Source organism: Corallococcus exercitus (assembly GCF_003611585.1).
In the GTDB taxonomy this organism is placed as follows: Bacteria; Myxococcota; Myxococcia; order Myxococcales; family Myxococcaceae; genus Corallococcus; species Corallococcus exercitus.
Map to the genome: position 1 here is coordinate 1 of NZ_RAVW01000929.1, position 406 is coordinate 406.

Below are 406 nucleotides of genomic sequence, written 5' to 3' on the forward strand. Positions count from 1 at the left end.
GCTTGATCTAAGTCCTTTAACATTAACATAGCTAATTTACCCATTGTCTTTAAACGGGTTAACACATAATCATCTGTAATCTTCGTACGCAATCGAATATTGGCAATACTCGATGCATTATCTCCTATTCTTTCTAAATCGGAGGCGATTTTTAATGAAGAAATCATCATACGCAAATCACTCGCAATGGGCTGTTGCTTTGTAATTAACATGATAACTCGCTCATTAATATTATAATTTAATTGATTGATATGTTTATCGTTTTTAACTGTTTGTCGTGCAAAGCCTCTATCGTCAATACTTAATGATTTTATACCATTTTCAATACTCACATAGACATTTGCACCTAACCGACGTAATTCTTTTATTAAATCATCAAGTTGCTCCTGATATCGTTGTCTAATTA

At 32.3% G+C, this 406-nt stretch carries 1 protein-coding gene; it reads right to left on the minus strand.

What is annotated here, in order from left to right:
- Positions 1-406 (minus strand): phosphate signaling complex protein PhoU (gene phoU / locus D7W79_RS46670; RefSeq protein WP_120530816.1); only part of this gene is annotated, 406 nt, incomplete at both ends.